The following is a 6465-nucleotide window of genomic DNA, read 5'->3' as shown; positions in this document are numbered from 1 at the left end:
ATACAAAAAGTAAGCCCAACTTCTGCCGTTCAGGAAGTTGGACTCGCCTTTTTATGGTTTAGCGGACAGTAATAATTTGGAATTGACATTGAATGTGACCGTTCAAACGGCAATGTCTATTATATAGCGAACGCTGACAGTCTTGGCTCTGTAATGAACTGGATGGTATCGTCGCTTGCGGTCAACAATATGATAACGGAAAGCCGCTCGATTCAAAATCGAATACTGCTCGAACCTGTTCCATTTGCCGGAGATACATTGCAGACCATAATCGAGGCGATGAAAGAAAACCGACAGATAGAACTCACATATCAGGGATATGGTAAGTCTGAACGGAATTATCTAATCGAGCCTTACTGCATACGTCTTTACAAACAACGATGGTATCTTCTTGGGCATTTTGATGATAAATTCAGATTGTTCTCATTTGACCGAATCGTCAAGGTGAGCGCATCAGAACTAAAATTCAAAATGCCTAAAGATTTTGACTGTGAGGCATATTTCGATGAGTATTTCGGAATGATGACCGACTCACGCGTAAAACCCGAGAGAGTCATTCTCCGGGCGCATGGTCAGGAACGCTATTATCTGCGAGACCTCCCGTTACATCATACACAGCATGAAATCGGTTCAACGGAAAATACTGTTGACTTTGAGCTATATCTCCGTCCAACCACTGATTTTCTTGCTGCGATATTCTCACGTGCCGGATGGGTCGAGATAATATCCCCACAACATCTGAAAGACGAATTACTCGGATGGGGTCGAGCGATGCTTACGCGACTTGACAATGATAGTTCAACCCTCCCTCAGTGGGACTCCTGAAATTATCAGTCACCGCAACTGTCAAGTCCGAGCTGTATTGTTTCGTCATCTTCATTGGTGGTAGAGCACTCCGAACGAGGCGGGATGCGTTTGATAATCTTTGCGGGATTTCCTGCCACGATAGTATCAGCCGGCACGTCCTTAGTCACAACACTGGCAGCCCCTACTACGGCATTATCGCCGATTGTCACACCGGGAAGGATTGTGGCTCCGGCTCCAATCCATGCGTTCTTGCCGATGTGAACAGGTTTGCAGGTTATCACCTGTCGTTCATAAAGGTCATGATTGTTGGATATGAGCTGCACGTTGGCGGCTATTTGCGCACCGTCGTCGATTGTTATGCCTCCGGCTGACATCATCAGACATCCGGGCATTACCACTACGTTTCTGCCAATCTTGACCATGTGGGGTCTGACGGCTGTAAGTGGTGACATGACTCTGCTGCCTTCTCCCATCGAGGGGAAAATACGGTGCATCAATTCATCATATTCGGTTGTCCCCGGCATGGTGTGATTGAACCTGAATATGAGCTGCGCATGTTCGGCGGCAAGGGCCAATTCTTCGGGTGTCTGTTTTGTTACGTCTATTCTGATTTCTTCCATTACTTCCTTAGTCTGTTGATGATTGCAATCACGAAGTGAGCAAATATGCCATAAACCAGTGTTGTCAGCAGTGCCAGCCCTTCATTGATTATGATGATGTGTGACAAAGGCATAGACCATTCCGGTCGTGCCTGCTGAAAAGCTGCGATAATGGCGCATACCGAGAGAACGATGAAAACAACTATCATCGACAGCGGTGCGAATCCCAATTTATATCTGCCTATCTGTATCATCTGAATATTTTGACCCGGCAAAAGAAGTTTCCTTTTTCCCTGCTTTCAATCACACATATAAATGCTCGCAAACGGCAAAACAGCCGATGAAGCAAACAGAGTCTCCAATGGTTAGTATCTGTTTAACCGTTCACAATCCATTCCTCTGCCGGAGATTCCCTTTCCGCATAACAGCCGCAAGGCATATCTTTTAGCAGACCGACCGAATGGTCAAGCTCATAAATATATCTCAGAGAGACGATTCTTGCTTCATCTTCCGAATGCTCTCCGCCACAAAGAAATTGCCACATGCCGTCATCCTCGTCATGCGAAACGTAAAGCACTGGTGCGCCATCGTCTGTCACATGGCAACATGTGATTACCGCCGTGTCGGGAGCATCTGTGAAGGGTGTCAGTTTATTTTCTTCCATAAGTTTTCAGTTATTTCATTTTATCTCTATCTGTGCCTTGCGAAGCACGATGTATTCCGACGGATTGCGGCTGTCAAGCCGGGCGATGGAATCGTTCTGGATATAGACCGTAGCGACATTCGGGAGAATCCTGCGGAGTGCGTCCTCGACTGCCATGTCGTCACATGCCATTTCTGTCATAGCTCCGTCGCCAAGGATGATTGAATCCACTTTGACGGCATATGTACCGGATATTGAGTTGCAGTTTGTCCGAATAAAATATGTGCTGTCTTCAAAAACAATATACTGATGTATACTTGAAAGCCTTTCATCCGGACGCACACGCACATATTCGGAGTCACTGAATACGATGCTATCCAGATACCACTGACCGCGCACGTCCACATTCGCTACGGTCTCTTTTTGCTGATTGTCGGCAGTCTCTTTATTTTCCTTGTTGCCTCCGCATGAGGCGGTGAGTATTGTCAGTGCCGTGGCTACCGACAGAATTGTTTTTTTTGTCATTGATTTATTTTTTCGTTTATTGCATTGACCATTTCAGGAGCATCCTTGCAGCCGAGCATATATTTCTTGCCGTTTTTAAGCGTGACGAGGAAGCAGTCGGAGGCTTTGCCGTAATAGGCGAAATACTTGCCGAGGTTTTTCTCCGAGAACCAGCCATACCATCCGAACCATCCGCCACTGCCGCAAATTCGTTTTGCGCCCACAGTAGGAACGCACAGCTTGACATTCGCAATCTCTGTCAATGGAATTGATTTGATTTTCAAGGATCTGTTGATGTTCAGGCTTTCATTGTCCAGAGAAATGGATAATGGCATATAGCATAAAGCTGACAGGAACAAGACCGCGATAGCAACTCCCCATAACCATACTGCAATATCATTATCAGCTATTTTTAAGCAGCAAATGAATATGCCGCAAATAAAAGCGGTTGTCAGCAATGTTATAATCCAGCAATAAGAGCTGAGTTCCACCCGTTGTTTGATTGTCGTTTGTTTCATATTCAGTCAATTTTTCTTCCAAAATAGTAAGTATTCCAAGTATCTTTAGCATAGCCGCCACGGAGTAACTTGAAACTGTCAGGGGAAGCCCCTTCAATCTTAACTGCGTCGAAATACACGTTCCATGTATCCTTGGCGTAGCCGTCACGAAGCACCTTGAAACTCTCAGGTGATGCACCGTTGATTTTCTTGCCGTCGAAATATACATTCCATGTGTCCTTGGCATAGCCAAAGCCCAATACCTTGAATGAGTTGCTTGAAGCCCCGTCCACTTTTGCACCACAATAATAGACNCTCCATGTATCCTTGGCATAACCATCGCGCAGTATCAAGAAACTCGAAGCCGAAGCGCCCTTGATTTCCCTGCCGTCAAAAAAGACCTTATTTTCGCTANCGAAGTATGGCGAACGATGATGTCGGTCTCGATGCTCATAACCTGATCTGTCTTCATGATGGCTGTCGCACCGTTGCTGAGCTGATGCGACTGAAGCCGACAGACTTACGACCATAGCTAATATAAAAAGTATCTTTCTCATTGCAGTTTTCTTTTTTAGACTATTCAGACAAGCGAAAGTTAATTCTCCTGCTCTGACACAACCGGCAGACCAACTTCTTTCCACTCGATGATACCACCTTTGAGGTTAACCACATTGTAACCAAGGCTGGTCAGCATCTCGGCTGCATCCAGTGAGCGGCGACCGCTACGGCAGTAGACAAGCACGGTAGAGTCTTTTGACAGCTCTCTCTGGGCAAGCTCCTTGAAATCATCGGACTGCACATTGATGTTCGACGCTCCGTCGATATGTCCTTCGGTGTATTCCTGCGGAGTGCGGACATCAACCAGTTGAACCGAATCAGATTTGATTTCTTTTTCAAATTCCAGTGCAGAGACAGAGACAATATTGTCATTGTGAGTACAACTGGAAGCTTGCATAGCACATGTAGTCATAACTATGAGGTATAAAGCGAATTTGATTATTTTAAGCATATTATTTTCACAATTTGGATTTATATTGACGATACAGAATGTGTTGAGTATTTCCCGGTCGGTCTGGAAACATTCTTGACGGAGCTTCGTCAAGGGCGATCCAGTTGGCACCATCAACTTCCGACGACAGAGTGAAGTCGGACTTGCTGACATAGCCGATAAAGGCGTGCATCAGTTGCTCTCGCTTGTCAAACCAATGAGTACCGGCAGATTCCAGACGCTTTATGTCAAGACCAAGTTCCTCCTTTACTTCTCTGACTGCGGCTTGCTCCGCAGTCTCACCGGGAGTGATAAATCCTGCTACGAAAGTTTCGTGTTCGTCAGAGATATATGATTGATGTAGCATGGCAATCTCGTGAAATTCATTCACGACCATGACAATGACACAGCTTGCAAACGAGTCGAACCAATATCGCTGGCAATATGTGCAATACGGAACCGCTCCATCATCGCCTGCCAGTTTGCCTATTAGTTACTTGCCACATTCAGGGCAGTATTTATAGTGCATGATTATCTGATTTGAAATTCAACGTATGCCGTATCACTCTTCTGGATCGGATATGGCGGATAACAGAATGTTTTGACAAGGCGGTAAGTGGCAGACTTATCACTCAGATCATAAAGCCATGGCTTTACTGTCATTCTAAATGAGCCGTCGGGTTTCAATGAATATCCTATATCATTGAAGCATACCTCAGTTCCCTTTGCCAAGAGGTCAAGATACTTTTTTGAGTACGGTGCCTGAATCCAGCTTCCTTCATCAGATTTGGTGTCTATTCGATACCATTCTCCGGTAGTCAAATCTGCGTCACGACTGTTTGCAAATTCCACAACGAGAGAATCCACAGGAGTTTTGACCAGGTTGGGGCCGACAATTCTCATTGTCATGCCCTCGGCAGTGGCATAGCTCTTCTGAGGCATCACATACGGAGGATCAATTTTTTTACAGTCAAGAGAATTGTATATTTCAAGTATGAGCTGTTTGTCGGAGCTGTGGATTGAGAAACTGCCACTTTCTATACGGCAGTTTACGGAGGGGACCATTATTACAGAATCCTTGTAAACAAACCCGATACGTTTGCCGATCCTTTGTTCTGTTGCATCGGCCCAGACGGGAATCTTATCCTGTTTCAAAACGCCTTGGATAAAGGCAATGTCAGGATCTGTCACTGTATCAAGAGATACTCTTTCAAAATCATTTGTCTTTACAATTGCTTCCCCTTCAATATTGTCGGAATCATCCACGGGATACCAACCGTTATCCCTATGTGCCGTCGAACAGGCGAAGAATATCAATGATGTGATTGCGAATGCAATCATTTTCTTAACTTTTCTCATATTCCATTATTGTTTAACCGCTCCTTTAGCTTGGTGTTGTGCTTTGAGACGGCGTTTTGTTTTATGGCGTATGCGAGGGCTTTGGTTGTGCCGACGAGTACGCAGATTTTCTTGGCACGGGAAGTGATATGCTCAACGACACACCGGAGTTTAATCATTATATTTTATGGGCGGTGATAATGGTATTGCTATTTGCGTTGACTGTTATGCGCACATGCCCTGCGGTAACATACCAGTTCTTTCCCTTACGCTCAAATGTGGCAAAATCTTCAAGGATGAAACATCTGCAAAAATCTACAACATCCTGAGATTCCGGCAAGTTGAGATTTCTCCTGATACGTTCAACACCTAACGGAGTTGTATGCAAGTCTGTTATACTGAACGGATATTCTGCTGTCGGACACATAATCAATCCCAGTCGTTAAGGTTGGCGATGAAGTCGTCAACTGATGATTCATCGAAAAGTTCGGGAAGGTTTCCTGTATTGACATGGTAGTCGTAATCGACCATCATATCATCAACGGCGTTTTCTCCATATTCATTATCTTCGTAGTCCATCAATCGTTTGTTTTTTGGATTTCGTCAATCCGTTTTGAGAACCGTTTGTAAATGAAGTAGAATCCGGCAAACATAAATACGCCGAGGACAAACTTTGAGGTGTTTGTCAACATATCATGTTCACGCAGATACTGATTACACATGGCAATAATTGCACCATAAAATCCAGCCATCAACAATAGGAGGAGTATTGCTGAAATGGCTTTTTTCGCAGTTTGGTTGAATCTCATTTACTTGGCAACTTCCTCTTTGAAGCAGTTTGCCGGTTTGAAAGCCGGAATATTGTGAGCCGGGATAACGAGTGTGGTGTTCTTGCTGATGTTGCGGGCAGTCTTCTCGGCTCTCTGCTTCACCACAAATGAGCCGAAACCACGGAGATACACGTTTTCGCCGTGTGCGAGGCTGTCCTTCACAACTGTCATAAACTGTTCGATAACGGTAACAACCGCGGCCTTGTCGATGCCGGTTGTCTTTGCGATTTCACTCGCTATTTCTGCTTTAGTCATTTGC

General features: G+C 45.0%; 14 protein-coding genes. 1 reads left to right on the top strand and 13 read right to left on the bottom strand.

From position 1 onward, the window contains the following. Positions 1 to 153 precede the first annotated feature (153 nt). Complete coding sequence (locus tag JX312_RS07515) at positions 154 to 825, top strand: WYL domain-containing protein (RefSeq protein WP_204457570.1); 672 nt, start codon at positions 154 to 156, stop codon at positions 823 to 825. A 5-nt stretch (positions 826 to 830) separates the two neighbouring features. On the opposite strand, the gene JX312_RS07510 is transcribed toward JX312_RS07515, so the two are convergent. The 13 genes from JX312_RS07510 to JX312_RS07450 all read right to left on the bottom strand — a co-directional run bounded on the left by JX312_RS07510 (position 831) and on the right by JX312_RS07450 (position 6461). Continuing rightward, positions 831 to 1427, bottom strand: coding sequence for a DapH/DapD/GlmU-related protein (locus tag JX312_RS07510; RefSeq protein WP_124031042.1), 597 nt, complete (start codon positions 1425 to 1427; stop codon positions 831 to 833). After that, positions 1427 to 1660, bottom strand: coding sequence for a hypothetical protein (locus tag JX312_RS07505; RefSeq protein ID WP_124031043.1), 234 nt, complete (start codon positions 1658 to 1660; stop codon positions 1427 to 1429). Before JX312_RS07505 ends, JX312_RS07510 begins: the two co-directional genes overlap by 1 nt. Before the next feature lie 122 nt (positions 1661 to 1782). Next, entirely contained in the window at positions 1783 to 2070 is a 288-nt protein-coding gene (locus tag JX312_RS07500) for a hypothetical protein (RefSeq protein WP_124031044.1), read from the bottom strand. 15 nt (positions 2071 to 2085) lie between these two features. Then, positions 2086 to 2574 carry an META domain-containing protein gene (locus JX312_RS07495; protein ID WP_124031045.1) on the bottom strand — a complete coding sequence of 163 codons (489 nt, stop codon included), beginning with the start codon at positions 2572 to 2574 and terminating at the stop codon, positions 2086 to 2088. Next, positions 2571 to 2888: a PH domain-containing protein gene (locus JX312_RS07490; RefSeq protein WP_204457569.1), complete on the bottom strand. Its 318-nt coding sequence runs from the start codon at positions 2886 to 2888 to the stop codon at positions 2571 to 2573. The genes JX312_RS07495 and JX312_RS07490 overlap by 4 nt, the downstream gene beginning before the upstream one ends. Before the next feature lie 185 nt (positions 2889 to 3073). Then, positions 3074 to 3607, bottom strand: coding sequence for a DKNYY domain-containing protein (locus JX312_RS07485; protein ID WP_204457568.1), 534 nt, complete (start codon positions 3605 to 3607; stop codon positions 3074 to 3076). Positions 3608 to 3645: 38 nt separating this feature from the next. Then, positions 3646 to 4005 carry a rhodanese-like domain-containing protein gene (locus JX312_RS07480; RefSeq protein WP_239653850.1) on the bottom strand — a complete coding sequence of 120 codons (360 nt, stop codon included), beginning with the start codon at positions 4003 to 4005 and terminating at the stop codon, positions 3646 to 3648. A 61-nt stretch (positions 4006 to 4066) separates the two neighbouring features. Then, on the bottom strand, positions 4067 to 4435 hold the full coding sequence (locus JX312_RS07475; protein ID WP_255563908.1) for an NAD(+) diphosphatase: 369 nt from the start codon (positions 4433 to 4435) through the stop codon (positions 4067 to 4069). A gap of 134 nt (positions 4436 to 4569) precedes the next feature. Further along, entirely contained in the window at positions 4570 to 5397 is an 828-nt protein-coding gene (locus tag JX312_RS07470) for an immunoglobulin-like domain-containing protein (protein ID WP_123404840.1), read from the bottom strand. Continuing rightward, positions 5394 to 5555 carry a hypothetical protein gene (locus JX312_RS07465; protein WP_204457571.1) on the bottom strand — a complete coding sequence of 54 codons (162 nt, stop codon included), beginning with the start codon at positions 5553 to 5555 and terminating at the stop codon, positions 5394 to 5396. The genes JX312_RS07470 and JX312_RS07465 overlap by 4 nt, the downstream gene beginning before the upstream one ends. Then, complete coding sequence (locus JX312_RS07460) at positions 5555 to 5803, bottom strand: DUF3781 domain-containing protein (protein ID WP_123404838.1); 249 nt, start codon at positions 5801 to 5803, stop codon at positions 5555 to 5557. Before JX312_RS07460 ends, JX312_RS07465 begins: the two co-directional genes overlap by 1 nt. A 2-nt stretch (positions 5804 to 5805) precedes the next feature. After that, positions 5806 to 5955, bottom strand: a complete 150-nt coding sequence (locus JX312_RS07455) for a hypothetical protein (protein WP_172470092.1) — start codon at positions 5953 to 5955, stop codon at positions 5806 to 5808. A gap of 230 nt (positions 5956 to 6185) precedes the next feature. Next, positions 6186 to 6461 (bottom strand): HU family DNA-binding protein, encoded by a 276-nt coding sequence (locus tag JX312_RS07450; RefSeq protein WP_123404834.1) that lies wholly within the window; start codon positions 6459 to 6461, stop codon positions 6186 to 6188. Between the last annotated feature and the right edge of the window lie 4 nt (positions 6462 to 6465).

The sequence above is a fragment of the Barnesiella sp. CU968 genome, from assembly GCF_905219685.1.
In the GTDB taxonomy this organism is placed as follows: Bacteria; Bacteroidota; Bacteroidia; order Bacteroidales; family Muribaculaceae; genus Lepagella; species Lepagella muris_A.
The sequence above is the reverse complement of the archived record's forward strand: the minus strand, read 5'-3'. Positions and strand labels throughout refer to the sequence as shown.

Coding starts and splice junctions, on each gene's coding strand:
- JX312_RS07515 (WP_204457570.1), top strand. CDS start 154: ATGAACTGGATGGTATCGTCGCTTGCGGTCAACAATATGATAACGGAA.
- JX312_RS07510 (WP_124031042.1), bottom strand. CDS start 1,427: ATGGAAGAAATCAGAATAGACGTAACAAAACAGACACCCGAAGAATTG.
- JX312_RS07505 (WP_124031043.1), bottom strand. CDS start 1,660: ATGATACAGATAGGCAGATATAAATTGGGATTCGCACCGCTGTCGATG.
- JX312_RS07500 (WP_124031044.1), bottom strand. CDS start 2,070: ATGGAAGAAAATAAACTGACACCCTTCACAGATGCTCCCGACACGGCG.
- JX312_RS07495 (WP_124031045.1), bottom strand. CDS start 2,574: ATGACAAAAAAAACAATTCTGTCGGTAGCCACGGCACTGACAATACTC.
- JX312_RS07490 (WP_204457569.1), bottom strand. CDS start 2,888: ATGCCATTATCCATTTCTCTGGACAATGAAAGCCTGAACATCAACAGA.
- JX312_RS07480 (WP_239653850.1), bottom strand. CDS start 4,005: ATGCAAGCTTCCAGTTGTACTCACAATGACAATATTGTCTCTGTCTCT.
- JX312_RS07475 (WP_255563908.1), bottom strand. CDS start 4,435: ATGGTCGTGAATGAATTTCACGAGATTGCCATGCTACATCAATCATAT.
- JX312_RS07470 (WP_123404840.1), bottom strand. CDS start 5,397: ATGAGAAAAGTTAAGAAAATGATTGCATTCGCAATCACATCATTGATA.
- JX312_RS07465 (WP_204457571.1), bottom strand. CDS start 5,555: ATGATTAAACTCCGGTGTGTCGTTGAGCATATCACTTCCCGTGCCAAG.
- JX312_RS07460 (WP_123404838.1), bottom strand. CDS start 5,803: ATGTGTCCGACAGCAGAATATCCGTTCAGTATAACAGACTTGCATACA.
- JX312_RS07455 (WP_172470092.1), bottom strand. CDS start 5,955: ATGGACTACGAAGATAATGAATATGGAGAAAACGCCGTTGATGATATG.
- JX312_RS07450 (WP_123404834.1), bottom strand. CDS start 6,461: ATGACTAAAGCAGAAATAGCGAGTGAAATCGCAAAGACAACCGGCATC.